Source organism: Pseudomonas argentinensis (assembly GCF_001839655.2).
Classification (GTDB): domain Bacteria; phylum Pseudomonadota; class Gammaproteobacteria; order Pseudomonadales; family Pseudomonadaceae; genus Aquipseudomonas; species Aquipseudomonas argentinensis_B.
Genome location: NZ_CP056087.1, coordinates 1,425,546 through 1,451,750, shown reverse-complemented (window position 1 = coordinate 1,451,750; position 26,205 = coordinate 1,425,546). Strand labels below are relative to the sequence as shown.

The following is a 26,205-nucleotide window of genomic DNA, read 5'->3' as shown; positions in this document are numbered from 1 at the left end:
CGCCCCGGGAAGCGGACGCCCTGAACACCCTTTTTCGCAGCACCACCTGCCTACTCGACCCCGCCGTTGCAGGACGTCATCACGTGTCAGCCGCCGAAACCAATCGCCCTCAGCGCGATACCACGATCATTCCCATGCGTCGCTCCCTCAAGGGCGCGCTGGTCGTGCTGGTGCTCGGGTTGCTGGTGCTGCTGCTCTGGCAACTGCAATTCGAGTTCCGCCAGCTCAAGGACAACCAGCGCGCCCTCAACCTGGCGGTCAGCGAGCAACTCGCCAAGCAGCTGAGCCTGAGCATGGCGTCGATGGCCAACGCCGGCTCCGCGGTGCTGCACGCCACCCGGGAGCCGTCCGACTCGGTCGACCAGCACCAGCGCTACCTGGACAACCTGCGCCTGGTCTTCCCCTCCCTGCAGCGCCTCGCCCACCTGGATGCCAACGGGCAGCCGCGGCCGGGCAGCACCCTGGCGCCGGCCGAACAGGCACTGCTCGCCGGCTTGATCGCGCGCAGCGGCACGCACAGCTACTACTACGTGTTCGATCCGATCGAGGGCGGCCACCTCGACCTGCTGCTGCGCGTCGATGACGGCTACTGGGCATTGCAGCTGCATGTCAGCGCCCTCGGTCGCTGGCTGCTCAAGGCGCCCCAGGAAGACGTGTCCTGGCAGCTGGAGGATGCCACCGACCTGCGGGTGATCGCCGACTCCCGGGGCCTCGACGCCGAGGCGCGCAACTACCCGTCGGTCACGGCCGCCAACCAGGCGCAGACCATCGTGCTGCAGAGCCTGCCCGGCTCCGACTGGCAGCTGCGCGCAATGCTGGATGAAAGCAAGGTGCAGGCCCAGGTGCTGCCGGAAATGCTCGGCAAGATCCTGCTGTTCACCCTGTGCAGCCTGCTCACCCTGTTCGCCCTGTATCGCCTGGTGCGCGAACAGGGCCAGCTGCACGCGCTCAACCTTGCCTCGCGGCGCTCGCTGCACCAGGCCGCCGGCGCCCTGGGCGCGATCGAGGAACGGGTGCTGGTCACCGACGCCACCGGCCGCCTGACCTACCTCAACCCCCAGGCCGAGGCGATGTTCGGCCTGGCCACCCAGCACGCGAGCCAGTGGCACCTGCTCGAACTGCTGCCGAGTCTCAACCCACTGTTGCTGCACACTCCGGCCTTTCACAGCGACCAGGGCCCGGACCTGGTGGAAATCCGCCAGCACGGCCAGAGCCGGCTGTTCACCATCAGCCGCAGCGACCTCGGTGATGCCGAGCGCCAGCAGGGTTTCGTCTGGGTGCTGCGCGACGTCACTGAACAGCAGCAGGCGACCCGCGTGCTGCAGGAAACCCGCCGCCGCTATCAGGATATCTTCGACGGCACCGGCACGGCGCTGTGCGTGCTCGACCTCGCCGGCCTCTACCACTTCCTGCGCGAGCAGGGCCTGAACAGTGGCGCCGAACTGAAACCCTGGCTGGACGCCAACTCCCAGCGCCATGGCGAATTGCTGCAGCACATGCGCTTCACCGAAACCAACCAGATCGCCCTGCGCCTGCTCGGCGTGAGCACCACCGAGCAGGCCTGGGAACAGCTGATCAACCGCGGCGCGGTGCGTGCCGAGGGTTTCCGCGCCCAGCTCAGCGCCGCGCTGCTCGACGGCGGCGGCCACCTGGAGCTGGAAAGCCACATCGAAGGCGCCAACGGCATCATCCGCCACCTGTGGCTGGTGATGCGCCTGCCGGAAAGCCCCGAGGATCTGCACGCGGTCGCCCTGAGCATCAGTGACATCACCAGCCGCAAGCGCATGGAGCTGTCGCTGGTCGAGCGCGAACGCTTCTGGTCCGAGGTGGTGCGGGCAGTGCCGGACACCCTGTACGTCACCGACCTGCCCACCCGCACGCTGCTGTTCAGCAACCACGACTTTGCCAGCCGCCTGGGTTATGACGAGAGCAGCGTACGAAGCAAGGGCGACGACTGGTGGCGGCTGCTCGTCCACCCCGATGACCAGGACCTGCACGAACGCGTGCGCAACCAGCAGCGCGTGCTGGGCAATGGGGTGCTGCTCGAATCGCAGCTGCGCGTGCGCCACAGTGACGGCTCCTGGCGCTGGTTCAGCATCACCGAGCAGGCCCTGGCGCGCGACGCCAATGGCTGGGTCAGCCGCCTGATCAGCGTGGCCAAGGACATCACCGGGCAGATCGCCCGCAACGAATCGCTGCGCGAGAACGAGCACCGCTACCGCATGCTCGCCGAGAGCATCAGCGACGTGATCTTCTCCACCGACAGCCAGCTCAACCTCAACTACGTCAGCCCCTCGGTGCAGACCGTGCTGGGCTATTCCGCCGCGTGGGTGCAGGCCAACGGCTTCGGCGGCCTGGCCACCAACCCGCAGCAACTGGCCGTGGTATACGCCCTGCTCGAGCGCATCCGCGGTGCCCTCGGGGTACAGGAGCAGATGCACGAGCTGCGCAAAACCCTCACCCCCCAGGTGTTCATCCTCGACTTCCTGCGCGCCGACGGCCGCAAGATTCCCGTGGAACTGCGCCTGCTGCCGATGTGGGACGACAACGGCAAGTTCGAAGGCCTGCTCGGCGTCGGCCGCGACGTGGCCCAGCAGCGCCGCGCCGAGAAGGACCTGCGCATGGCGGCCACGGTATTCGAGCACTCCACGGCGGCGATCCTGGTTACCGACCCGGCGGGCTACATCGTACAGGTCAACAATGCCTTCAGCCGGGTCAGCGGCTACAGCGCCGAGCAGGTGCTCGACCAGTTGCCCGGCATGCTCACCGCCGACAGCCAGCAGAGCACCCACCTGCATTACGTGCTCAACCAGCTGCACCAGCGCGGCACCTGGGAAGGTGAGATCTGGCTCAAGCGCCGCGACGGCGAGAACTTCCCGGCGTGGGTCGGCATCACCGCCGTGCACGACGAGGAAGGCGACCTGGTCAGTTACGTGTGCTTCTTCAGCGACATCAGCGAGCGCAAGGCCAGCGAACAGCGCATCCACCGCCTGGCCTACTACGATGCCCTGACCCAGCTGCCCAACCGCACGCTGTTCCAGGACCGCCTGCACACCGCCCTGCAGCATGCCGAACGGCACCGCGAATGGGTGGTGCTGATGTTCCTCGACCTCGACCGTTTCAAGCCGATCAACGACTCTCTGGGCCATGCCGCCGGCGACCGCATGCTCAAGGACGTGGCCGTGCGCCTGGCCGCCTGCGTGGGCGAGGACGACACCGTGGCGCGCATGGGCGGCGACGAATTCACCCTGCTGCTGCGCTCCAGCGCCAGCCGCGATGCCGCCCTGCACCGCGCCATCCACGTCGCCGAACAGATCCTCGCCAGCCTGGCCCAGGCCTTCGTGCTCGAAGGCCGCGAATTCTTCGTCACCGCCAGCATCGGTATCGCCCTCGGCCCCCAGGACGGCAACGAGCCGAGCCAACTGATGAAGAACGCCGACACCGCCATGTACCACGCCAAGGAGCGCGGCAAGAACAACTTCCAGTTCTACCAGGCGGACATGAACGCCAGCGCCCTGGAGCGCCTGGAGCTCGAGGGCGACCTGCGCCATGCGCTGGAGCAGGGCGAATTCCTGCTCCACTACCAGCCGCAGTTCTCCGGCAACGGCAAGCGTCTGACCGGCGTCGAGGCGCTGCTGCGCTGGCAGCATCCCACCCGCGGTCTGGTGGCACCCGATGCGTTCATCCCGGTGCTCGAAGAACTCGGCCTGGTGGTGCAGGTCGGCGACTGGGTGCTGGCCGAAGCCTGCCGCCAGCTGAGCATCTGGCACCACAACAAGATCCGCGTGCCGAAAGTGTCGGTGAACCTCTCGGCCCGCCAGTTCAGCGACGGCGACCTGCGCCAGCGCATCGAACGCATCCTCACTGACAGCCGCATCCCGGCGGCGTGCCTGGAGCTGGAGCTGACCGAAAGCATCCTCATGCAGGACGTCGGCGCCGCGCTGCAGACCCTCACCGACCTGAAGAACCTCGGGGTGTGCATCGCCATCGACGACTTCGGCACCGGCTACTCGTCGCTCAACTACCTCAAGCAGTTTCCCATCGACGTGCTGAAGATCGACCGCAGCTTCGTCGACGGCCTGCCCCAGGGCGAGCAGGACGGACAGATCGCCCGGGCCATCATCGCCATGGCCCACAGCCTGAACATGTCGGTGATCGCCGAGGGCGTGGAGACCCAGGAGCAGCTCGACTTCCTGCGTACCCATGACTGCGACGAGGTGCAGGGCTACCTGCTGGGCCGGCCGATGGCCGCCCACCGCTTCGAGGCGCAATTCTGCGGGCGCAGCCTGTTCATGGTTTAGCGAGGCGCGCACGTCGTGAGCGCCACTTGTCCCGCTCATGATCACGCTTCATATGCCTGGTCAGCTCGGATGCGGTAGAATCCGCACCCTATTTCTTCCGCCCAGCTGACTTTCAGGGGATTGCCATGTTCAGCCGTGATTTGACCATTGCCAAGTACGACGCCGAGCTCTTCGAAGCCATGCAGCAAGAAGCTCTGCGCCAGGAAGAGCACATCGAGCTGATCGCCTCGGAAAACTACACCAGCCCAGCGGTGATGGAAGCCCAGGGCAGCGTACTGACCAACAAGTACGCCGAAGGCTACCCGGGCAAGCGTTACTACGGTGGTTGCGAGCACGTCGACGTGGTCGAGCAACTGGCCATCGATCGCGCCAAGGAGCTGTTCGGCGCCGATTACGCCAACGTCCAGCCCCACGCCGGCTCGCAAGCCAACGCCGCGGTCTACCTGGCCCTGCTGAGCGCCGGTGACACCATCCTGGGCATGAGCCTGGCCCACGGCGGCCACCTGACCCACGGTGCCAGCGTGTCCTCCTCCGGCAAGCTGTACAACGCCGTGCAGTACGGCATCGACGCCAACGGCCTGATCGACTACGACGAAGTCGAGCGCCTGGCTGTGGAGCACAAGCCGAAGATGATCGTCGCCGGCTTCTCCGCCTACTCCCAGGTGCTGGACTTCCCGCGCTTCCGCGCCATCGCCGACAAGGTCGGTGCCTACCTGTTCGTCGACATGGCCCACGTGGCGGGTCTGGTCGCCGCTGGCGTGTACCCGAACCCGGTGCCGTTCGCCGACGTGGTCACCACCACCACCCACAAGACCCTGCGCGGCCCGCGCGGCGGCCTGATCCTCGCCAAGGCCAACGCCGAGATCGAGAAGAAGCTCAATTCCGCGGTCTTCCCGGGCGCCCAGGGCGGCCCGCTGGAGCACGTCATCGCCGCCAAGGCGATCTGCTTCAAGGAAGCCCTGCAGCCCGAGTTCAAGGCCTACCAGCAGCAGGTCGTGAAGAACGCCCAGGCCATGGCCGAAGTGTTCATCGAGCGCGGCTTCGACGTGGTCTCCGGCGGCACCCAGAACCATCTGTTCCTGCTCTCGCTGATCAAGCAGGAAATCTCCGGCAAGGACGCTGACGCCGCCCTGGGCAAGGCCTACATCACCGTCAACAAGAACTCGGTGCCCAACGACCCGCGTTCGCCGTTCGTGACCTCGGGCCTGCGCTTCGGCACCCCGGCCGTTACCACCCGCGGTTTCAAGGAAGCCGAGTGCCGCGAGCTGGCTGGCTGGATCTGCGACATCCTCGCCGACCTGAACAACGAAGCGGTGATCGGCGCCGTTCGCGAGAAGGTCAAGGCCATCTGCGCCAAGCTGCCGGTGTACGGCAAGTAAGCGCCCGCGCTGCAACTAGAGGGCCCGGCTGATGCCGGGCTTTTTTATGCCTGTGTTTTCTGCAGCGGGATCAAGCATAACGGCAGGCGCAAACGGAAAAACCGCGCAAGGGCGCGGCTTTTTCGGCGGGTCGTTCAGGCGGGGATCGCGCGGCTATACCGTCCTGCTCAACGCGATGCGGCGGCCGGCGCGGCAGCCGCGGTGCACGGTGCACCGGCGCCCAGCCCGGCGGTCATGCTCTCGACATTGTTGAGTACCTCGTTGCCCTGGTTGACCTTCTGGGCCTTCTCCGCTGCCTGCATGCGCTGGGCATAGGTGGTGGAGTTGCCTTGCATGCTCTGCTGGGTTTCCAGCACCGAGTTGGCGATGCTCAGCAGGCTGCGGCCCGTGGAAATCAGGCTGTCGGAGGTGCTCGGCGTACAGGGTGCAGCGCCATTGGCCACCTGGGAGCTGTGCAGCCCCTGGCTTTGGGTGTTCTGCGGCAGGCACCCGGCAATGCTGGCCAGCATCGGCGCCATCAGCAGAGCCCCAAGCGTTCCTTTGATACCCATGTCAGTTCCCTCGATCACTGGGCTCCGGCCCGGTGCCGAAGCGATGTCGGGGATTCTAGAAAGCGTGCCTGCCCGGCGAAATAGTACGGATGTGCTAGGGTCTGTTGCCGTTTCAACGCGAGCCGCGTTGCCGCGAGAAATCTCGCCAGGCTAGGCGGAGGACGCAGGGAATGGTTGTTCCCTTGCCAAGTCCTCCAACGACGCATGGCGAGATTTCCCGCACAACCCGTAGGGCCGGGCCCGTTTTGTCGCGATGCGGCGTTTCTCGCCGGCTCATTTAGCTAGCTAAACTTCGCGGCTCGTGCCTTGCCTCGCGACAAAACGGGCTCCGGCGCGGCCGTGCGTGAAACGGCAACAGACCCTAGAGCCCTTTGCGTCCCACAGGCGCCTTGCACCGCCAAGCGGCGGCGGCCTATGGTGAGCGGATATCCGCATCAGCGCACAGGGAACCGTCATGCTGGCCACCGCCTCGCCTACCTACGACGTCGAACGCGCGCAGGCCGTCGTGCGCCTGGTCATCGCGCCGATTGCCATCGGCTACACCCTGCTGATGCACCTGCGCTCGGCCATCGACCCTACCCTGGCCGGCTGGATCCTGTTGCTCGAATCCCTTTTCCTGGCCGCCTCTCTGGCCCTGTGGATCGACATCCGCCGGCGCCCCGGCAACCATCCGGTGCGCCGCGTGCTGACCATGCTCAGCGACTACACCTGCATCACCGTGACCATCGCCTTCGGCGGCGAGCCGATGCTGCCGGTGTATGCCATCCTGATCTGGGTGACCGTGGGCTACGGCCTGCGCTACGGCTCCAACTACCTGCTACTGGCGACCGTGCTCGCCACCCTGTCGCTGCTGATCATCGCCAGCGTGTCGACCTACTGGCAGTCGCAGCCCTACCTGATCGTCACCCTGTTGCTCACCACCCTGATGGTGCCGGCCTACATGCACGCCCTGCTCAAGCGCTCGCGCCTGGCCGCCGAGGCCGAGCAGGCGGCCAACCGCGCCAAGTCGCAGTTCCTCGCCCAGGCCAGCCATGACCTGCGCCAGCCCATCCACTCCATCAGCCTGTTCACCGCCTGCCTGCGCGACAGCAGCCTGGACGGCGAGCAGCACCGCCTGGTGGAGAACATCGACAAGTCCCTGAACAGCGTCGCCCGGCTGTTCCGCACCATCCTCGACATGTACTCGCTGGACAGCGGCAAGGTGGTCGCCCATATGGAGCCCCTGCCGCTGCAGGGCCTGCTGCGCCAGCTGATCCAGCAGAACCTCGAGGCCGCGCGCTGGGCCGGCGTGGAGATGCGCCTGCACTGCCCGGACGTCCACGTGCACGCCGACCAGGGCCTGCTGACCACCATGCTGCAGAACCTGCTCACCAACGCCCTCAAGTACGCCCCGGGAAAGCCTGTGCTGATCGGCTGCCGGCGGCGCGGCGCGCATCTCTCCATCGAGCTCTACGACAAGGGCCGGGGCATCGCCGAGGCGCACCTGGACAACATCTTCGAGGAGTTCTACCGGGTGCGGCAGACCCGCGACAGTGACGTGGAAGGCATGGGCCTGGGGCTGACCATCGTGCGCCGCCTGGGCAGGCTGATGAACCTGCAGGTGCGCATCCGCTCGGTGGAGGGCAAAGGCACCCTGGCCGCCATCGACGGCCTGCAGCTGGTCAGCGCGCCCGCCCGGCAGACAGCAGCACCACCTACCAGGCCCCAGGCGCCGAGCATGCTCAACGGCCTGCGCGTGTGCCTGATCGAGGATGACCACAATGTGCTGCTGGCCACCGCCACCCTGCTGAAGAAATGGGGCTGCGTGGTCGACACCCATACCTCGCTGCCCGAGGTGGCGGCGGATATCGACCTGGTGGTGACCGACTTCGACCTCGGCCTGGAAGCCTCCGGCGCCGACTGCATCGCCCATGTGCGCGCCCTCGCCGCCCGCCAGGTACCGGCCATCATCATGACCGGCCACGACGTGCGCCGCGTGCAGGAAGCGGTGGGCGACGACCAGATCCCGATCCTCTCCAAGCCCGTGCAACCGGCCGAACTGCGCTCCCTGCTGGTGGCGCTGAGACTCAAGGCCCAGGCGGCCTAGCGCAACCCCGCCTTGGCCGCCATGGCCGCCGCCGCCGCGCGGCTGCTCACATCCAGCGTGCGCATCAGCGCCGACATGTGGATGCGCACGGTAAAGGGCGAGATATCCAGTTCGCGGGCGATCTCCTTGTTGGCCAGGCCGCGCACCAGCAGGCGCAGCACGTCCTGCTGGCGGGGCGTGAGCTGCTCGAGCAGATGCTGCGCCTCGGCGAAGGCTGGCACCCCGGGCGGCCCCAGGGTCAGCACGAAATCCCCCTCGCTCACCGCCCGCAACGCATCGGCGATTTCGTCAGGCGGCGTCGCCTTGCCGATAAAGCCATCGGCCCCCGCCGCCATCACCTCGTCGATCAACCCGCGGTTGTCGACCATCGACACGATCACGATGGAGCTGCGCGTGAAGCGCTGACGCAAGGCACCGATGGCCTCCGGCGATTGCCCGGGAAACAGCAGGTCGAGCATGAACAGGCTCGGTGGCGCCCCGGCAGCGGAGAGGGTCAGCACCTCGTCCATGTCGCAGGCCTCGAGAATGCAGGCATGGGGGAACACCCGCTGCGCGATGCGGCTAAGACCCTCACGGAAAACCGGATGATCATCGGCCACGATGATGCGGTCCTGTGGCGGGCGGTCGAGGATGGGAGGCGTGTGGGTCATGGACTCAGACTAAGGTCATCTAGCCAAGCGCGCCAGCACTGCCTCACAGGCTGAAGCGATAAACGTGGTGGACTGTCCCTCGAGAGCGCAGCGCCGGCGGCACGGATAAATGCCCTTGGCGCCCACGCCCACAGCCAACGCCAGGCGACCACGGCAGCGATGACCAGGCCGCCGCATTACCCGCCCATGTTGAAATGCAGGCCAGGGCTGAAGCTGATCGGCGGTCTTGCCGACAGGCATGCAAGGGCTCGCCCCTCCTATGTGAAGTGGCAGCCCCGCCCCTCATTCCCGACGCAGAAAGTGCACGCTGAACAGCTGCGCCGGATCGCGCCACATGGCCACCGAAGCAAAGCCGCATTCGCCCGCCAAGGCACAGAAGCCGCTCGGCGTGTACTTGTAGGAATTCTCGGTATGCAGGGTTTCGCCGGCGGCAAAGTCGAACACGCGATCCTCGATACGCACCTGCTGCGCCTCTCGGCTGACCAGATGCATCTCGATACGCGACGCCTGCTCGTTGTAGAACGCCCGGTGCTGGAAGCGTCGGGGGTCGATGTCGCTGTCCAGCTCGGTGCGGATGCGCTCGAGCAGGTTGAGGTTGAACAGCGCGGTCACCCCGGCCGCATCGTTATAGGCACGCTCCAGCACCTCGCGGCTCTTCACCAGATCCACGCCGATCAGCAAGCCACTGCCGGCCGGCAACGCCTGGTGCAGGTTGCGCAGAAAGCCGCGCGCCTCATCCGGGTCGAAATTGCCGATGCTGGAGCCGGGGAAGAACGCCAGCGGCCGCTGCCCCAGCGCGTCGGCGGGCAACTTCAGCGGCTTGCTGAAGTCGGCGCACAGCGCATGCACATCCAGCCAGCGGTAGTCGGCGGCCAGGCGGCGCGTGCAGATATCCAGAAACTCGCGGGAAATATCGATGCCCAGGTAGCGCGCCGGGCGCAGGGCTTCCAGCAGCAGGCGGATCTTGCGGCTGGCGCCGCTGCCCAGTTCCACCAGGCTGGCGTTGCGCCCGGCCAGTTCGGCGATGGCGCCTGCCGACAGGCGCAGGATGGTTTCCTCGGTGCGCGTCGGGTAGTACTCCGGCTGCTGGCAGATCAGCTCGAACAGCTGGGAGCCGCGGTGATCGTAGAAGAACTTCGGCGACATCGCCTTCGGGCTGGCCGCGAAGCCGCGCAGCACCTCCTCGCGCAGCGCCTGCGTTTCCGGGCTCAGGGATTGTGCTTGGGTACGGATTGCCAGGGCCATGCTCAGAGCTCCTTGGCCAGGCGCAGACCGGAGAACTGCCAGCGCATGGTGGGGTAGAAGAAGTTGCGATAGGTGGGCCGCACATGGTCTTCCGGCGTGGCGCAGCAGCCGCCGCGCAACACCATCTGCCCGGACATGAACTTGCCGTTGTACTCGCCCAGGCTGCCGCCCAATGGGCGAAAACCGGGGTACGGTCGGTAGGCGCTGGCCGTCCACTCCCACACATCGCCATACAGCTGCTGCAGGCCATCGCCCGCCCCCGCCGCCACCGGCTGCAGGTGATCGTTCTCGACGAAGTTGCCCCACAGCGGCTCGTCCTCGGCGGCCACCTCCCACTCCTCCTCGCGGGGCAAACGCGCCTGGGCCCAGGTGGCGAAGGCCTCGGCCTCGAAGTAGCTCAGGTGGCAGACCGGCGCAGCCAGATCCAGCTCGCGGGGCCCGCCCAGGGTCAGCTCCAGCCAGGCGTCGCCCTCGCGCTGCCAGTACAGCGGCGCCTGCCAGCCGGCGCGCTGGATATGATCCCAACCGTCCGCCAGCCACAGCGCCGTGCTGCGATAACCACCATCGCGGATGAACTCAAGGTATTCGCCATTGCTGACCGGCCGGTTCGCCAGTTGAAACGCTTCTAAGAACACCCGGTGGCGCGGCCGCTCGCAGTCGAAGGCAAAGCCCTCGCCGCTATGGCCGACATGGCGCAGCCCGGCGGGAAACTCGATCCAGCGCAGCTCGCTCGCCTGAGCGCCGCCCGGCTTCAGGTCGTGCCGATAAACCGGCCGCAGCGGGTTCTGCGCCAGGATGTGCTTGATATCCATCAGCAGCAGCTCCTGGTGCTGCTGCTCGTGCTCCAGCCCCAGCGCGACCCGCTGCAGCACCTCGTCGGGCAGCTCACCGCCGCGCTGGGCGAACAGCTGCTCCATGGCCAGATCGACATGGCTGCGATAGGCGTACACCTCGCTCACCGTCGGCCGCGACAACAGCCCGCGCCGCGCCCGCTCGAAGGGCGTGCCGTGGGTCTTGTAGTAGGAGTTGAAGAGATGGTCGTAGCGCTCGTCCAGCGGGCGGTAGCCCGGCAGGAAGGGCTGCAGCACGAAGGCCTCGAAGAACCAGGTGACATGGGCCAGATGCCACTTCGGCGGGCTGACGTCCGGCATGCTCTGGATCACATAATCCTCGGCCTCCAGCGGCTCGCAAAGCCGCTCGCTGGCGGCGCGTACACGCTGGTAACGCTGCCAGAGCTGTTCGACGTGCAGCGGTGAAACGGCGATCCTGCTGGTGCGGTCTCGCATAACACGCATCCTGTGCCGGCGCCGCGAAACGCGACGGTTCTAGAGCCGACTGGATGGAGGCGGGAAGGTTCAGGGAAACTGACGTGCTCGATGGCGAGCACGAAAACGATCGGCAGATGCTTGTCGATCTGTTGGCGGCGATAAGGCGTGAGGCTGAAGAACTGTGGGCGATCAGATAACGCACTCGGTGCGTTGGGCTGCATTGTCGCGTGTCGTAATCGAGGCCCGTGAACTGGTAGCTGGCCGTCAGCCCGCCGCCCTGTCTCGGAAACGTCCGCGCCACCAGCGCGCCAACCATGATGGCGGCTCGTGTGGCGCTAGGTGTGCCTGCCGATGAAAACGAGGTAACTCGTGCAGCGCGATCCACAACTGCCCCTGCCACTCCAGCAGATTGACCTGTTGGTTATCCCAGACCATCAGGCATCGGGATGGCTCCTGATCGGTAGCCGCCTCGCTATCACGCAGCGCCGGCAATGCCACCTGGCTAAGCCAACGGCGTAGGTGCCGATTCTCCGGGTGCGAGAAGCGCCATAACGCCCGGTACATACCCGACTCGCTAAGCACCTCCACTGCCTCCAGTTGCCCACTGGCCAACTGAAAGTGCACCACCCGCACTTGGTCGGCATCCATCAACCGACAGATCCGTTCCGGGTGGCGATGCCCCAGAAACCGCGCAAACTCACGGGCACAGACCCACGGCTGGCGATCGATCATCACGCCGCGCAAGGGGCGGCGATGGCGCATCAGTACGGTGGGGGTATAGGCATCGTCCATAAGGCCTCCTGATTGTTAGCCGCTAATGCAGGGTTGGCTCGATCATGAGCGCAGGGAAAAGCGCACGCATAGCGAGTTCGTATTGAAGGGTATTTGATAGACTTCCATGCATATACGCCTAAGGGTCCCAAGTGGGCACCAAGTGGGTACCAACCATAAGTCCCACATGGGAACCTTGTCAACAGAGGGTGCGATGGATCTGCCGGCAAAACTGAAGGCACTACGAATGCACGAGGGGCTCACGCAAAGTGATTTCTGTGAGCAGTTGCAGATCAGCCTGAGCACCTACAAGAAGCAAGAGCTTTCGCTGCGCTCGGATATCAGCGCCACCGTCCTTCTTAAAGTCACCAATCACCCGAGGTTCAAGAAGTACACCTTGTGGCTGATGACTGGTGACACGGCACCTAATTGCGGGCAGGTCAGTCCGCCCTGTAAGACCTTGATCGCCGGCTAAAGGATTATGAGCCCGAGAAAAGATCAGCCCCCATCACGCAAAACCCAGTGAAACCGGGGTTTTAAGATATTGCCGCGCAAGGTTCGTCAATATCTCGTAGCAACGTGCACGCAATGTGGACACCAAAACGTGTACCACTTGCACACCTCTTCAATTCCCTCACAACGTGAAAAGCGCCCTCCCCTGCCAGACCCCGCGCCTCTGCTGGTCTGCAGCATCTCTTTCACCACCACCGCGGATTGCACAAATTTCTGATGCAAAGCCCGTCGGCGGGGGGCTGTTTTTTATTTCGACAATGATTTTTCGCGGGGCGAAGCTACACACAAACGCCTGAACCGCTGCCAGAGGTCGCTGGAAAATAACGCCTGTACATGTGAATATCCGCATATACGCTTTTACATGTACACGGATAAGCCACGATGACCCCGCCTGAAGCCTTCAAGTGCTTGGCAGACGAGACCCGCGCTCGTGCCACCCTCCTAATCGCCGAACACGGTGAACTCTGTGTCTGTGAGTTGATGTGTGCCCTTGAGGACAATCAGTCCAAGATCAGCCGCCACTTGGCGCAGCTCCGGGCAGCCGGGCTCTTGCTTGATCGCCGGCAGGGACAGTGGGTCTATTACCGGCTTAATCCCAATCTTCCAGAGTGGTTCAAAGACGTGCTCCGCATTACGTTAGAAGGCAACGCTGCCTGGCTGAGCGATAGCTCGGCCCGTCTGAGCAGGATGGATGGACGCCCCGAGCGCTCCACCAGTTGCTGCTAACTCTTGCCGGGAGCCTTTGAAATGGTCGTCGCAGCAGCCGTATTCGTCTTCACCCTCATCCTGGTCATCTGGCAGCCCCGAGGCCTGGGGGTAGGCTGGAGCGCGACGATCGGCGCCGCCCTGGCCCTGATGGCCGGTGCGGTGTCTTTTCAGGACATCCCGACTGTCTGGGCAGTGGTGTGGAACGCCACCGCAACATTCATCGCGATCATAATTATTAGCCTGTTGCTGGATGAGGCCGGTTTTTTCGAGTGGGCGGCCTTGCACGTAGCCCGCTGGGCAAATGGCAACGGACGGCGGCTCTTCGCATTCACCGTGCTGCTGGGAGCCGCCGTTTCGGCGCTGTTCGCGAATGACGGCGCCGCACTGATCCTCACCCCCATTGTCATTTCGCTTTTGGTGGCACTGCGTTTCTCGGCGGGTGCCACATTGGCATTCGTCATGGCGGCGGGTTTCATTGCAGACACCGCGAGTTTGCCGCTGGTGGTCTCCAACCTGGTCAATATCGTTTCTGCCGACTTCTTCAAGCTGGGCTTTGCCGAATATGCCTCCGTCATGGTACCGGTCACCGTGGCCAGTGTGGCGTCGACGCTGCTAGTACTGTTCCTGTACTTCCGCCGCGAGGTGCCAGCCACCTATTCGTCGGCCGATCTAAAAGATCCTCGATCCGCGGTGCGAGACCGCAGCACCTTCATCTGTGGCTGGTGGGTGCTCGGGCTACTACTGGTTGGCCTTTTCGCGTTGGAGCCGATGGGCGTCCCAATCAGCGCCGTCGCCGCCGTATGCGCAGCGATCCTGTTTGCGGTTGCATCCAGAGGGCATGTGATCTCGACTCGCCGAGTACTGCGCGAGGCGCCTTGGCAAATCGTGGTCTTCTCGCTGGGCATGTACCTGGTCGTTTACGGGCTGAGTAATGCAGGTCTCACCAGCCACCTCACCGCCTTACTCAACCGACTTGGCGAGCATGGGGTTTGGGCCGCAGCCCTAGGCACCGGACTGCTGTCAGCCCTGCTGTCATCGGCCATGAACAACATGCCCAGCGTATTGATCGGTGCACTGTCCATTGATGCGAGCACCAGCTCCGGCCTGGTACGAGAGGCAATGATCTACGCCAACGTGATTGGTTGCGATCTCGGCCCGAAGATCACGCCCATTGGTAGCTTGGCCACCTTGCTGTGGCTGCATGTCCTTCAGCGTAAAGGCATCCGCATCACCTGGGGTTACTACTTCAAGGTTGGGGCCTTGCTGACCTTTCCGGTTCTACTCATCACCCTCTCTGCGCTTGCCTTGCGCTTGAGCCTTTGAAGCCCGCCATTGGCGGTAGGAGTTAGCATGCGAATTCTATTCATGTGCACGGCCAACAGCTGCCGGAGCGTCCTCTCTGAAGCGCTGTTCAACCATATCGCGCCTCAGGGGTTCGAGGCCGTGAGTGCCGGTAGTTTTCCCAAGGGGCGAGTGCTGCCACGAAGCCTGCAAACGCTGGAAGAGGCAGGCATCTCTACAGTGGGCTTGAGCAGCAAGGGTAACGAGGCGTTCGAGGCGAGCCCGCCCGATATCGTCATCACTGTCTGCGACAAGGCCGCTGGTGAAGCATGCCCGGTGTACTTCGGCCCGGCGCTTAAATCGCATTGGGGACTGGAAGATCCTTCCGATGTGCAGGGCGACGAAACCCAGATTTCAGCTGCCTTCGATGCGACGCTTGCGCAGATTGAACGGCGTTGTCGCGCGTTCCTGGAACTGCCTTTTGAAGGCTTGAGCCGTGACGAGCTGAAGCGCGAGCTGGATCGTATTGGCCAACTCTGAGAAATCCATCTATGACCGTTGAACTCCCCAACGTCGAACACGACCTGATCGGCCAATTCTCCAAACGCATCGAACCCAGCCAGCACAAGCCGCGAATCCTATTGCTTCATGGCTCCACCCGTGAACGCAGTTTCAGCCGGCTGTTGGTCGAAGAAGCTGCGCGGCTGCTTCAGCACTTTGGCGCAGAGACCCGCATCTTCGATCCATCGGGCCTTCCGCTGCCTGACGACGCGCCGGTTGAGCATCCCAAGGTGCAGGAGCTGCGTGATCTTGTGCTGTGGTCGGAGGGGCAGGTCTGGTGCTCACCAGAACGACACGGCGCCATGTCCGCCGTATTCAAGGCTCAGATCGACTGGATTCCCCTAGCGCTGGGTGCGGTCAGGCCCAGCCAGGGCAAGACGCTCGCCGTTATGCAGGTATGCGGTGGTTCGCAGTCGTTCAACGTGGTCAACCAGCTGCGCGTGCTGGGTCGATGGATGAGGATGTTCACCATCCCTAATCAGTCTTCGGTGCCCAAGGCCTACATGGAGTTCGGCGAGGATGATCGAATGAAGCCATCTGCCTACTACGACCGGGTAGTCGACGTGATGGAAGAGTTGATGAGGTTCACCCTACTGCTGCGTGATCAGAAAGACTTCCTCGTGGATCGTTATTCCGAGCGCAAGGAATCGGCTGAACAGCTATCTGCCCGCGTTAACCAACGCGCCATCTGAGGTGCGGATCATGATCAATGTGAGAGTGGCATCTGATTCGGATGCCGAAGCAATCCAGGCAATCTATGCCCCTGTAGTGCTCGGCACCGCTATCTCGTTCGAAGAGGTACCCCCTTCGGTAGGGGAAATGCGGGGCGGATACTTGCGACCCTTGGGACGAAAAGGGGACGGGACGAAAAGGGGACAGATTCTGAGGAATCCCCACAAATCTACTCCAGCACCTGAGCTTGTTGGTGTACCTCGTCACGCAGCAATAGCTCCATCTTGGCGAGTGTCGAACAAGATAAATCGCTGGCCGAGCGCCTGAGGTATTCAAGGCCGATACGCCAGAGTGACAGTACGGTTCTATACTTGATGCTGTTGCTCTGAAAGCGGTACGAACTGCCTGTCGTTTTAGCCTGGAGGCCAACCAAGTACAGCGCATAACAAGCCAGTGCGGCGATCAGCAGCAGGATCTCGATGCGGCGTGGGCAGCGGGTTCGGTGCAGGTCGAAGGCAAAGCCGAAGTGCAGGCTTTTCACATCCCGAAACCCTTCCTCGATCTGCATCCGCTTGCGGTAGATACCTACGATCTGACATGCCGTCCAGTTGGCTTGTGGCAGGTTGCTGGCGAGCAACCAGGGCTCTTGTTCACGGCGGGCGTTCTGTCGGCTGAGCTTGCTGCGCGCGATGCTGCCTGTAATGCGTCGATGTTTTCTGCCCTTGGGTGGCTGGTGAATGCCGTACAAGGCCACGCTGTGAGGTGCACTGCGCGTCATCTCGATTTCGCCAAGCGAGCGTGCTATCGAAGTTATCCGCTGGTAGAGCTGTTTGATCGGCTGCCATTGATTTTGCTCGTCGCGATACAGATCACGATTGCGTACACGTCCCACGTAATACCAACCCTTGGCTTCAACAGCCTGGAACCAGGGGCGACGAAACCCGGCATCTGTCACTAGGATCGGCACGCATTTATCGGGGAGCATAAGCTCAAGCGCATCGAGTAGTTGTTTCTGACGTTGGGGGCAGCCTTCACGATCATGCACGCTCTCATAAACGGGCAACGTCCTTCCGGCCAGCGGTATCGAAGCGCGCAGCAAGTAAAGATCAGAAGCCGCATTGATCGGTGACCAATCCACCAGGATCAAGGGATGATGCAGGGAGCCAAGCAGCGCAGTCAGCATTTTCCAGTAGAACAGCGGACGCTCCGACTGAAGCTGGGCGTTACCCAACAAGCGATCCACGCGCTTGATCGAATGCTTGGTGTAAGCCTCCCCGGGCATGGCCCTGCCTAGATCGGTCAGGGTCAGGCGATGCCCATGCAACAAGGCGCTGACGCAACTCATCAGCGCGGTCAGTCGCTTGGCGTGAACAGTGGGGAGTGCTTGGGAAAATGCCTTGTGTAAGAATCGTACTGCCTGCATGAGTCTCGGGGGTTGGGTTGTTTGGCGACTACCAAACTGCCCGACTCATGCAGGCATCTTCAAGCTATCCGATTGATCTGCATGGGTATTTTGTGGGGATTCCTCAGGGACAGATTTATTTCGCCTATGTTCTTCGTTTCCAGCACGAAGATACCGTAGGGCGAGAGAAAGACGTGGTCGACCTGCGTGGTGCCGTCGGGCGTATTCAGGGTGACGTTATGCAGGCGGCGGTAGGTGCGCTCATCCAGTTGCCTGTGCGCGAAGAAGCGCACCAGCAGTTCGCCGACATGGCCCTTGGCCTACGGCGATTTGGGCAGGCCGATCAGCAGGGCCGCAGGGATGAACCAGGCCAGCATGCCCCAGACCTGGTCGATTATCGGGCTGTAATCCATTTTCTTCCTTGAGCCGAGCTACTTGCAGAGCGCCCGGTGCAGGGGCGTGCAGCTGTGCCGAAATCCAACAGCCTGGCACTGGCTGGGATAATGGCCAATTGCCTTCAATCACTCAAGGGGCTGCGACCAAGATCTATCATCGGCGGTCTGGCTTTATCACTGCGTGAGCCGATTAGCCGCTTTATTCGGCTCATTCGGTGAGCCGAATAACGCAGCGCAGAGAGGCGCCAGATTGTAACGCGTCAGACGTTGCCGACGTAGAAACAAGAAAGCCGCGCAATGCGCGGCTTTAGAGATGGTGGGCCCACACGGACTCAAGCCGTGGTTATCACGCTCTCAAAAAATCGGGTGTAACTAAAGTAATATCACTGCCCTGCCTGCAAGGTTATCCGGGCGTCGACCTTGCCAGTGTCCGCACGATCAAGGTTGACGTCACTCAGACGTACCCCTTTGCTCTGCAAATCGCTGAGCCACAGCAGCAGCGGCTCGAACGGCACCTTGGCCATGGAGATCAACAGCCCGCCGCCATCATTATCGAGGCGCTCCAGGGGCATGCCGCGCTGCTGGGCGGTGGCTGTCACCACGCCTTGCAACTGCTCGGGCTCGAGCGTCACCTTGGTGGCGCCCGCTCCGCGCACCTTGGGAGCGTTCTCCTGGATGTAGGTGTAGAGCACCTGCTGGCTCTGGTAGTACTCGCGGGCGCGGTCCAGGCGCTTGATGACCGGTTGCCAGACCATCACGTAGAGCAGCACCAGGGCGAGAAACCCGGCCAGTACCGACAGCGCCAGGCGCTCACGGCTGGGCAGGTGCTGCCAGCGCTGGACGAGGGGCGATTGTCGCAGCTGGGCCAGCGATTGTTCTTTCCACAAGGTCAGGGCCTTCATGCGCCACCTCCCAGCACGACACGGGCGGTAATGCCCTGCTCTTCACGGCTGGCTGAACCCAATTGCACCTTCAGCCCCCCTTCCACCAGGCGCTGGCGCAATTGCTCCAATGCGGCGAAATCCTTGGCGCGCACCTGCAAGGCCAGATCGCCACGCACCTGGCTGTAATCCACCTGCACCACCGACAACGGCGACCTGGCCTCGGCAATGGCACCGGAAGCCTGCTCCAGCATGTTGATGAACCCACCTTCGCTGCGCTGGCCCTGATTCAGGTGCTCGGCGAACTGCGCCCGGAGGTTGACGATTCGCTGATCCTCGGGAAACAGCTCCTTGTACAGCGCCACGCTGGCGGCATTGTAGGCATCGCCCTGGTGCTCCAGCTGCCAGGCCTGAACCACGCAGAAGCCGACGTAACACACCGCCCACAGCCCCAGCACGGCAACGAACGGTCGCCAGACAGCCCAGGCCTTGTTGCCGCTGCGCGGTGCGAACTCCCCCTGCGCAAGGTCGACTGCATGGGCGCGCCCCTGAGCAAGCAACTGATAAGGCGCATCGCTAATGCTCGGCTGCACCAGGGTGCCGCAGAAATTGCGAAACTGCGGCCAGCGCTCGGCTGCTATGGCCAGACGCGCCTCCAGCTCACCACCGAGCAATACACGCTCGCCCAGTTGCAGGGCCTGTTCACCGTCCCGGGGCAGCAGATCCGCGTCCAGATAGATGGCGGCGATGTTCAATTGCAGCGCCTGCAGGTCGTCCAGCCAGCCACCGAGCAGGGCACGGCGTATCGCAAATACCCGGTAGCGCCCGTCGCTGGTCATTTCACCAAGGGCCAGGTGGAAGAGTTCGACCTCTTCGGCCAGCAACTCCTCCACCGCGTATGGCAGTGCCTGGCGCATCCAGCGTGCCTTTTGCGTAGGCAGGCCGATCAGAAACGCACTGGCCACTTCCATCGGCAATACCAGCGCTACCGGCCGCCCTTCCAGACTCCGCGCGCACTCCACTGCCGACAGCCATTGGCCGTCGCCATTTTCGCGCTGCCAATACAGCAGGCTCTGCTCGCCCAATTCGCGGCCAACGGCAGCGGGCAAGAAAAGGCAGTCCATGGTCATTCTCCAGATGGCTCGGCTACCGGGCTCAAGTAGCCCGGCTGGCCCGTGTCTCGGCGCAGCACGCGCACCACGCCCTTGGGGTCGCGTTGCAGGGTGCTGAGCAATACCAGGCGGCGGTCGCCCAAACGTACCTCGCTGCGCACCTGATAATAGGCGCTGCCCACTCCCAGGCCGGCGGCCGTCACCCCGGTGCCGGCCAGGGCCGGTTGATCGAGGAAGCTGCGCAACTCCTTGTAACCTTCACGGCCACGCCCGGCGAGCAGGCTTTGGGCCGATGCAGGGTCCAGGCTGTCGCCCAGGCTGGATAGCACCATGGCACTGGCGGTGTTGACGTTGAGCGGCACCTTGCCTGGCAGCACCGCGACGTAGGGCAGCAAACGGCGGTAATGCTGCTCGCTCATGCCCTGCAGCAGGCGAAGCTCCGAGATGTCCTGCATCTCCTGGCCGGCTGTGCGATAGGGTGGCTGCATCAGCAGGTACTGATTGTCTTCTGCACCATATTCACCTGTGGGCTCCTGATCCTTGTCGAGCCAGTCGACCAGCCGCTCGGCATAGGGTTCGTCGATTTTCAGGCGTAACAACAGACGCTGGAAGCGTTTTACCGCCAGGTCATTGCGGCGCTCGTCCTGCACCAGGCTGTTGAGGTTGAAGCGCCCGGCAAGATCTTCGATGGCGACGCCTATTTCGCCACCATCGATGGGAAATACCGGGAGCGGCTTGGCCCAACTTTCCAGAGGGTGGTCGATAGTGGCGCGAGGATCGACGCCCGGGGCTTTCAGATCGCGCAGCAGCACCGCCTGCCCAAGCGCCTCGCCGCCCAGGGCGTATTGCCAGGCCTGGCTGATCGCCAACTGATTGCCGGCATTGCGAATCGACAATTGCTGCCGGGCAATCAAACCGGCGCACACCAGGGTGACGATGGTCACCACCAGCAATACGGTGATCAGGGCTACGCCTCGCTGCCGCTTCACAGTGGGGCTCCGTTGTCGCCGATGGCACTTTCGCCATCAGTCGGCTTCTCGGCCGGCGCCGTACCGCCCTGCTCCTTCTCGCCCGGCTGTTCGCCAGCGGGCGGCTGCGCATCACTCTCTTCTTCCGCCATGGCCGGTTCCGGCAGGCGATACAGGCGGCTGAGTTCATCGTAGTGGCGGTGTTCGATCTTCACCTCGAGCGCCAGGGGCATGCGCTTTTTTGCATCTTGCGCGTTGAGATTGCTCTGGCTCGGCGGCCACTGCTCCTGCCACTGGCCCTGATCATCGAGAAACCGCAGGTTCATCGACTGCACACCGGTAAGCACCTTCTGCACCCGTGGCTGGCTATCGACGGCCTGGTCGAGCACATTCCAATACAGGCGCTCCAGGGTTTGCCCAGCCAGGCGCCAGCGCACTCGCTGCACTTGGGCTCGCGCACCACCCAGCGGGTTGCGCCAGCCATTGCGGCTGAACTCCAGCGCCGCGTTGCCATCGCTGGCGCCCAGTTCGCCCAGCAAGGTGGCGCGCTCGTCACCATAGGCATCGCGCACGCTGCGATTGAGGGTCTGGTTGATGTCACGGTCCAGCGAAGCGAAGGCTCGGCTCAGTTCGCGCAGGTCGCGCTCGTGCTGACGGGTCACCTCATCGGTCTTCAGCACGGTGGAAAGCATGCGGTAGGTGCCCATGGCCAGCAGGGAAAAGATCGCCACGGCGATCATCACCTCCAGCAGAGTGAAGCCGCGCTGACGGCACATCAGCTACGCACCACGAGAAAACCGACCAGGCTGTGCACCGAGCGTTCTTTCACCGGGCCGCTGCTGCCACGCTCGGCCTTCGGAGCCACCCATACGGTGACGCGACGCATGCCCTTGTCACTGGTGCTCTCCACTTCACTGTGGGTTTCCCACTCGCGGCCGCCGTACTCCAGGCTCTTGTCTTCACGGCCCTCGCCGGGCGTGGGGAATTTCAATTGCAGTTCGCTCACGCGGTTTTCGGCAATCCAGCCAGCCAGGGTCTTGGCCTCCAGTTGCTGGGCCACTATCAGGCTGCGGCTGCTGGCGGTCAGTACCGAGGCGGCGACCGTAGCGAAAATCGCCAGGGCAACCAGCACTTCAAGCAGGGTAAAACCGCGCTGACGGCTCATGGCCGATCATCCATATCGGCACTGGGCAACTGGTAGCCGTCACTCACCAAGGCATAGGCATTGCCGCCAGCGCGGCGCTCTTCGAGGCGCAGGCGAAACGGCGACAACTCGCCACTGGAAAGAATCAGCAGTTGCGGCACCAAGGGTTCTTTCTTTTCCTCACGGTTGCTGGCCAGGCCGGGCTGATCATCCTGCACGTCTGGCTCGGGCAACTTGAGTGCCTCGCCGTCCAGCTCCAGAGTAAGGCGCAGGCTAGCCGGGGCACGGTGTTCCTTCTGGCTGTCGGCCTCGCTCCAGGTACCGGAGAGGCTGTCATAGATCAGCACCTGATAACTCTCGGGCGTGACCCGCAGGCCGTATTCCTGGCCATCGAGCACGGCCTCGTCGGCCAACACACCGATCAGGGCGGCCAGGCGTTCGGCTTCGTTACGCAACTCGCGACTACCACTGCTGCTGCCGATGGACAGCACCGCCATGCTGACCATGGTGCCGATGATGACCAACACCACCAGCAATTCGATCAGGGTAAAGCCGCGGGCCTGGCGCATTTATGCTCAGTTTTCCCAGTTACCGATATCGGCGTCGCTGTCGGTGCCACCCTCTTTACCGTCAGCGCCCAGCGAGTACAGGTCGAACGGGCCTTTGGTACCTGGGGCCAGGTACTGATAGGGGTTGCCCCACGGATCGACCGGCAGGCGTGCGAGGTAGCCGTCCTTGTTCCAGTTCTTCGGTGCCGGATTGCCGCTGGGCTTTTTCACCAGGGCTTCGAGCCCCTGCTGGGTGCTCGGGTAGGCGAAGTTGTCGAGCTTGTACATGTTCAACGCGGCTGAAATCGCTTTGACGTCACCGCTGGCGACGGTGATCTTGGCCTGATCCGGGCGGCTCATCACCTGCGGGACGATCAGCGCGGCAAGGATGCCGAGGATGACCACCACCACCATGATCTCGATCAGCGTAAAGCCCGCTTGCTTGAATCCTTTGTTCACGTGTCACCCCACGAGTTGGTTAAGAGAAAGAATCGGCAGCAGGATGGCCAGCACGATCACCAGCACCACCGCCCCCATGAATACCAGCATCAACGGCTCGAACAGCCCGACCAGCATGGCGATGCGCGCGGCCAGGTCATTTTCCTGGTTGCGCGCGGTGCGTGAGAGCATCTGGTCGAGCTCGCCGGACTTCTCGCCGCTGGCGATCATATGCCGCATCATCGGCGGGAATTCGTTGGTCTGCTCCAGGCTGCGGGTCAGGCTGCCGCCCTCGCGCACCTTCTGTGCCGCCACCTGCACCTTGGCGCGAATGGAGCGGTTGCTGATCACCTGGGACGAAATGCCCAGCGCATCCACCAGCGGCACACCGCTACGGGTGAGAATCGCCAGGGTCGAGGCGAACCGCGCGGTATCGGTGGCACGAGCCAGGCGACCAATCACCGGCAGGCGCAGCAACACGATGTGCCAGCGCAGGCGCGTAGCATCACGGCGCAACGCAGCGCGGGCCATGACGATACCGGCCACGGAGCCGACCAGAAACAACCAGCCCCAGTTCTTCACCAGGTCGCTGGCGCCGATCAGGCCACGGGTCAATGCCGGCAGCCGCTGGCCGGAGTCAAGGAACACCTTGACCACGTCCGGCACCACATAACCAAGCAGAAAGCCCACGATGATCAGCGAGGTGGCCATCAAGATCAGTGGATACAACAACGCCAGCTGCACCCGTTGCCGCGACTGCTGACGCTGCTCGGTGTAATCGGCCAACTGTTCCAAAACCAGTGATAGATGCCCGGCATGCTCACCCGCCGCCACCGTCGCCCGGTACAGCTCGGGAAATGCGGATGGGTATTCCTTGAGGCTGTTGGCCAGGCTGTTGCCCTCCAGCACCCGGGAGCGTACCGCCAGCATCATCGCCTTCACCCGTGGCGTTTCGCTCTGCTCGGCAACAGCCAGCAGCGCTTCCTCGATGGGCATGGCCGCTTGCACCAAGGTCGCCAGTTGCCGTGTCAGCAAGGCCAGATCGGACGCCGACAAACCGCGCTGAAAACTCCAGCCGGCGCCGCTGTTGCGCTCCTTGTGGCTGCGGGTAGGTTTTACATCCAGCGGCGCCAGTTGCTTGTCGCGCAGCAGCTGGCGCACCTGGCGGGCGCTGTCACCCTCCATTACGCCCTTGCGCTGCTGGCCCCGGCTGTCGAGGGCGATGTACTCGAAGGCGGCCATTATTCGTCGCGGCTCACACGCAGTACTTCTTCAACCGTGGTCACCCCGGCCAATACGTTGCGCCGGCCGTCATCGCGGATGCTGGGGCCGCTGGTGCGAGCGTGGCGGGTCATTTCCTGCTCGGAAGCGGCGTTATGTACCAGGGTGCGCATATGGTCATCGAAGACCACCAGCTCATAGATACCGGTACGACCGCGGTAGCCGATCTGATTGCAGTGGCTGCATCCCTTGGCGTGGTAGAGGGTGGGCGTAGTGTCCGGGTCGATACCCAGCAGCGCGCATTCCGCGGCGTCGGCCTGGTACGGCACCTTGCATACGGGGCACAGCGTGCGCACCAGGCGCTGGGCCAGCACGCCGAGCAGCGAGGATGACAGCAGGAACGGCTCGATCCCCATGTCCACCAGGCGGGTGATGGCGCCGATGGCCGAGTTGGTGTGCAGGGTAGAGAGCACCAGGTGGCCGGTGAGCGAAGCCTGTACCGCGATCTCGGCAGTTTCCCGGTCGCGGATCTCGCCGACCATCACCACGTCCGGGTCCTGACGCAGGATCGCCCGCAGACCACGGGCGAAGGTCATGTCCACCTTGGAATTCACCTGGGTCTGGCCGATACCCTCCAGGTGGTATTCGATAGGGTCTTCCACGGTGAGGATGTTGCGTGTGCCGTTGTTCAGGCTCACCAGGCTGGCATACAGGGTGGTGGTCTTACCCGAGCCGGTGGGGCCGGTCACCAGAATGATGCCGTGAGGCTTGCGCACCACCTCTTCCATCAAGCGCTGATCGCGCGGGCTCATACCCAAATGAGTAAGAGTCAGGCGCCCCGCCTGTTTATCCAGCAGGCGCAACACCACTCGTTCGCCATTGGCCGACGGCAGTGTCGACACCCGCACATCCACCTCACGCCCACCGACACGCAGTGAGATGCGCCCATCCTGCGGTACGCGCTTCTCGGCGATATCCAGCTTGGCCATCACTTTGATCCGCGAGACCAGCAAGCCGGCCAACTCGCGACGCGGCTGGACCATCTCGCGCAGAATGCCGTCGATACGGAAGCGAACCACCAGACGTTTCTCGAAGGTCTCCACATGGATATCAGAGGCGTTTTCCTTCACCGCTTCGGAGAGGATGGCGTTGATCAGGCGGATGATCGGCGCATCGTCCTCTTGCTCCATCAGGTCTTCGGTTTCCGGCAAACGTTCCGCGAGGCTGGCCAGGTCCATATCATCACCCAGGCCCTCGACCATCTGCATGGCAGCGGACGAGTCCTGCTGATAGGCCTCGCTCAACGCCTGGTCGAACGTAGCGATATCCACTTCCGCCACATCCAGCGGCAACCCTGCAAAACGTAACGCCTCCCCCACGGCCGCCAATGACGCCCCTGGGCGATAAACCACACGCGCCCCATCTGCCCCGAGGTGCAACAAGACCCCGTGGCGCTTGGCAAAGGCGAACGGCAGGCGACGCAGCGCGACCGGTTCAGCGGAGGCATCAGGCGCATCGAAGGAAGGAGAAACCGACATCGCACAATCCATGTGTAAACAGCGACGGAATCGCAGGCCAAAAAGCCGGCAGGCAGCGCCAGACGGGTGCTGGCTATTGGATGGCAATTAAATCACAGGTTGGGGGGAGAATAGGTCGATCAATGCACATTGCCCATCGTCGCTAACGAGCCACTACGATCTAGAGACAGCTCGTGGCGGCTCGCACGGCCGTTAGCTAGCAGCTTGTCCAAGCAAATGAAGGATTTCACCTTCGTCGAGCAGCTTGGCAAGTTGAGCAGCCGAGACTCCATCATCGTTTACTGAATCAGGATCCGCCCCCTGAGTTAAACGGTATTCGACAGCCGCTCTATGCCCCTGCTCGACAGCATTATGTAGGGCGGTATATCCATGCTCCCCTTTGCAATTGATGTCAGCTCCAGTACCCAATATCAGGCGGATTCCGTTAATGTCGCCCCGGCTTGCGGCAATGTGGATCGGTCAGAATCACCGTGGCCGTTGATCTGCGTCAGACAGCTGATATTAGTGGTATACATCAACGTTTACATGCAGGTATCAATCGATCAAGTAAACTGGCTAGCCTAAGGATAGAA

At 63.3% G+C, this 26,205-nt stretch carries 24 protein-coding genes and 2 pseudogenes; 9 read left to right on the top strand and 17 right to left on the bottom strand.

Features of this window, described 5'->3' with window-relative positions; translation table 11 throughout:
• Positions 1 to 134 precede the first annotated feature (134 nt).
• Both SA190iCDA_RS06315 and glyA read left to right on the top strand, forming a co-directional pair.
• Positions 135 to 4,301, top strand: coding sequence for an EAL domain-containing protein (locus SA190iCDA_RS06315; RefSeq protein WP_170833908.1), 4,167 nt, complete (start codon positions 135 to 137; stop codon positions 4,299 to 4,301).
• Between the two features lie 125 nt (positions 4,302 to 4,426).
• A complete protein-coding gene (glyA, locus tag SA190iCDA_RS06310; protein WP_070884388.1) occupies positions 4,427 to 5,680 on the top strand; it encodes a serine hydroxymethyltransferase in 1,254 nt (417 codons plus the stop codon).
• A gap of 167 nt (positions 5,681 to 5,847) precedes the next feature.
• On the opposite strand, the gene SA190iCDA_RS06305 is transcribed toward glyA, so the two are convergent.
• Positions 5,848 to 6,231, bottom strand: a complete 384-nt coding sequence (locus SA190iCDA_RS06305) for a hypothetical protein (RefSeq protein WP_070884389.1) — start codon at positions 6,229 to 6,231, stop codon at positions 5,848 to 5,850.
• A 454-nt stretch (positions 6,232 to 6,685) separates the two neighbouring features.
• On the opposite strand from SA190iCDA_RS06305, the gene SA190iCDA_RS06300 reads away from it, so the two are divergent.
• The gene (locus SA190iCDA_RS06300; protein ID WP_070884390.1) at positions 6,686 to 8,317 is read left to right on the top strand and encodes a hybrid sensor histidine kinase/response regulator; all 1,632 of its coding nucleotides are present in this window, start codon (positions 6,686 to 6,688) and stop codon (positions 8,315 to 8,317) included.
• Here SA190iCDA_RS06300 and SA190iCDA_RS06295 read toward each other — a convergent pair.
• From SA190iCDA_RS06295 to SA190iCDA_RS06280, 4 genes are all read right to left on the bottom strand, one after another.
• Positions 8,314 to 8,967 carry a LuxR C-terminal-related transcriptional regulator gene (locus tag SA190iCDA_RS06295; protein ID WP_070884391.1) on the bottom strand — a complete coding sequence of 218 codons (654 nt, stop codon included), beginning with the start codon at positions 8,965 to 8,967 and terminating at the stop codon, positions 8,314 to 8,316. The two genes, SA190iCDA_RS06300 and SA190iCDA_RS06295, sit on opposite strands and share 4 nt — an antisense overlap.
• A 282-nt stretch (positions 8,968 to 9,249) precedes the next feature.
• Complete coding sequence (gene egtD / locus SA190iCDA_RS06290; RefSeq protein ID WP_070884392.1) at positions 9,250 to 10,212, bottom strand: L-histidine N(alpha)-methyltransferase; 963 nt, start codon at positions 10,210 to 10,212, stop codon at positions 9,250 to 9,252.
• 2 nt (positions 10,213 to 10,214) lie between these two features.
• The gene (egtB, locus tag SA190iCDA_RS06285; RefSeq protein ID WP_070884393.1) at positions 10,215 to 11,498 is read right to left on the bottom strand and encodes an ergothioneine biosynthesis protein EgtB; all 1,284 of its coding nucleotides are present in this window, start codon (positions 11,496 to 11,498) and stop codon (positions 10,215 to 10,217) included.
• Positions 11,499 to 11,744: 246 nt separating this feature from the next.
• On the bottom strand, positions 11,745 to 12,272 hold the full coding sequence (locus SA190iCDA_RS06280) for a Bro-N domain-containing protein (RefSeq protein WP_236101066.1): 528 nt from the start codon (positions 12,270 to 12,272) through the stop codon (positions 11,745 to 11,747).
• A gap of 193 nt (positions 12,273 to 12,465) precedes the next feature.
• Between SA190iCDA_RS06280 and SA190iCDA_RS06275 the strand changes: the two genes are divergently transcribed.
• From SA190iCDA_RS06275 to SA190iCDA_RS06250, 6 genes and pseudogenes are all read left to right on the top strand, one after another.
• Positions 12,466 to 12,726, top strand: a complete 261-nt coding sequence (locus SA190iCDA_RS06275; protein WP_070884395.1) for a helix-turn-helix domain-containing protein — start codon at positions 12,466 to 12,468, stop codon at positions 12,724 to 12,726.
• Between the two features lie 419 nt (positions 12,727 to 13,145).
• Positions 13,146 to 13,490: a metalloregulator ArsR/SmtB family transcription factor gene (locus SA190iCDA_RS06270; RefSeq protein WP_070884396.1), complete on the top strand. Its 345-nt coding sequence runs from the start codon at positions 13,146 to 13,148 to the stop codon at positions 13,488 to 13,490.
• A 21-nt stretch (positions 13,491 to 13,511) separates the two neighbouring features.
• On the top strand, positions 13,512 to 14,795 hold the full coding sequence (locus SA190iCDA_RS06265) for an arsenic transporter (RefSeq protein ID WP_070884397.1): 1,284 nt from the start codon (positions 13,512 to 13,514) through the stop codon (positions 14,793 to 14,795).
• A gap of 27 nt (positions 14,796 to 14,822) precedes the next feature.
• Positions 14,823 to 15,293 carry an arsenate reductase ArsC gene (locus SA190iCDA_RS06260; RefSeq protein ID WP_070884398.1) on the top strand — a complete coding sequence of 157 codons (471 nt, stop codon included), beginning with the start codon at positions 14,823 to 14,825 and terminating at the stop codon, positions 15,291 to 15,293.
• A gap of 11 nt (positions 15,294 to 15,304) precedes the next feature.
• Positions 15,305 to 16,006: an arsenical resistance protein ArsH gene (gene arsH / locus SA190iCDA_RS06255; protein WP_070884399.1), complete on the top strand. Its 702-nt coding sequence runs from the start codon at positions 15,305 to 15,307 to the stop codon at positions 16,004 to 16,006.
• A 10-nt stretch (positions 16,007 to 16,016) separates the two neighbouring features.
• Positions 16,017 to 16,139, top strand: a pseudogene (locus SA190iCDA_RS06250) (N-acetyltransferase family protein); the annotation flags it as partial.
• Positions 16,140 to 16,215: 76 nt separating this feature from the next.
• Here the strand turns inward: SA190iCDA_RS06250 and SA190iCDA_RS06245 are convergent.
• The 12 genes and pseudogenes from SA190iCDA_RS06245 to SA190iCDA_RS23345 all read right to left on the bottom strand — a co-directional run bounded on the left by SA190iCDA_RS06245 (position 16,216) and on the right by SA190iCDA_RS23345 (position 26,062).
• Positions 16,216 to 17,409: an IS4 family transposase gene (locus SA190iCDA_RS06245; protein WP_070884400.1), complete on the bottom strand. Its 1,194-nt coding sequence runs from the start codon at positions 17,407 to 17,409 to the stop codon at positions 16,216 to 16,218.
• Between the two features lie 125 nt (positions 17,410 to 17,534).
• Positions 17,535 to 17,801, bottom strand: a pseudogene (locus SA190iCDA_RS06240) (nuclease-related domain-containing protein); the annotation flags it as partial.
• Between the two features lie 365 nt (positions 17,802 to 18,166).
• Positions 18,167 to 18,685, bottom strand: a complete 519-nt coding sequence (locus SA190iCDA_RS06235; protein ID WP_070884401.1) for a type II secretion system protein M — start codon at positions 18,683 to 18,685, stop codon at positions 18,167 to 18,169.
• The gene (gene gspL, locus SA190iCDA_RS06230; protein ID WP_070884402.1) at positions 18,682 to 19,788 is read right to left on the bottom strand and encodes a type II secretion system protein GspL; all 1,107 of its coding nucleotides are present in this window, start codon (positions 19,786 to 19,788) and stop codon (positions 18,682 to 18,684) included. Before gspL ends, SA190iCDA_RS06235 begins: the two co-directional genes overlap by 4 nt.
• Positions 19,789 to 19,790: 2 nt before the next feature.
• Positions 19,791 to 20,765: a type II secretion system minor pseudopilin GspK gene (gene gspK, locus SA190iCDA_RS06225; RefSeq protein WP_070884403.1), complete on the bottom strand. Its 975-nt coding sequence runs from the start codon at positions 20,763 to 20,765 to the stop codon at positions 19,791 to 19,793.
• Positions 20,762 to 21,520 carry a type II secretion system minor pseudopilin GspJ gene (gspJ, locus tag SA190iCDA_RS06220; RefSeq protein ID WP_070884404.1) on the bottom strand — a complete coding sequence of 253 codons (759 nt, stop codon included), beginning with the start codon at positions 21,518 to 21,520 and terminating at the stop codon, positions 20,762 to 20,764. The genes gspK and gspJ overlap by 4 nt, the downstream gene beginning before the upstream one ends.
• Positions 21,520 to 21,909: a type II secretion system minor pseudopilin GspI gene (gspI, locus tag SA190iCDA_RS06215; RefSeq protein WP_070884405.1), complete on the bottom strand. Its 390-nt coding sequence runs from the start codon at positions 21,907 to 21,909 to the stop codon at positions 21,520 to 21,522. The genes gspJ and gspI overlap by 1 nt, the downstream gene beginning before the upstream one ends.
• The gene (gene gspH, locus SA190iCDA_RS06210; RefSeq protein WP_070884406.1) at positions 21,906 to 22,457 is read right to left on the bottom strand and encodes a type II secretion system minor pseudopilin GspH; all 552 of its coding nucleotides are present in this window, start codon (positions 22,455 to 22,457) and stop codon (positions 21,906 to 21,908) included. The genes gspI and gspH overlap by 4 nt, the downstream gene beginning before the upstream one ends.
• Positions 22,458 to 22,463: 6 nt before the next feature.
• Positions 22,464 to 22,850 carry a type II secretion system major pseudopilin GspG gene (gspG, locus tag SA190iCDA_RS06205; RefSeq protein WP_070884678.1) on the bottom strand — a complete coding sequence of 129 codons (387 nt, stop codon included), beginning with the start codon at positions 22,848 to 22,850 and terminating at the stop codon, positions 22,464 to 22,466.
• 48 nt (positions 22,851 to 22,898) lie between these two features.
• Positions 22,899 to 24,116, bottom strand: a complete 1,218-nt coding sequence (gene gspF, locus SA190iCDA_RS06200; RefSeq protein ID WP_070884407.1) for a type II secretion system inner membrane protein GspF — start codon at positions 24,114 to 24,116, stop codon at positions 22,899 to 22,901.
• Positions 24,116 to 25,633 (bottom strand): type II secretion system ATPase GspE, encoded by a 1,518-nt coding sequence (gene gspE / locus SA190iCDA_RS06195; RefSeq protein ID WP_070884408.1) that lies wholly within the window; start codon positions 25,631 to 25,633, stop codon positions 24,116 to 24,118. Before gspE ends, gspF begins: the two co-directional genes overlap by 1 nt.
• Positions 25,634 to 25,825: 192 nt before the next feature.
• Complete coding sequence (locus SA190iCDA_RS23345; protein ID WP_419203896.1) at positions 25,826 to 26,062, bottom strand: ankyrin repeat domain-containing protein; 237 nt, start codon at positions 26,060 to 26,062, stop codon at positions 25,826 to 25,828.
• Positions 26,063 to 26,205: the final 143 nt, after the last annotated feature.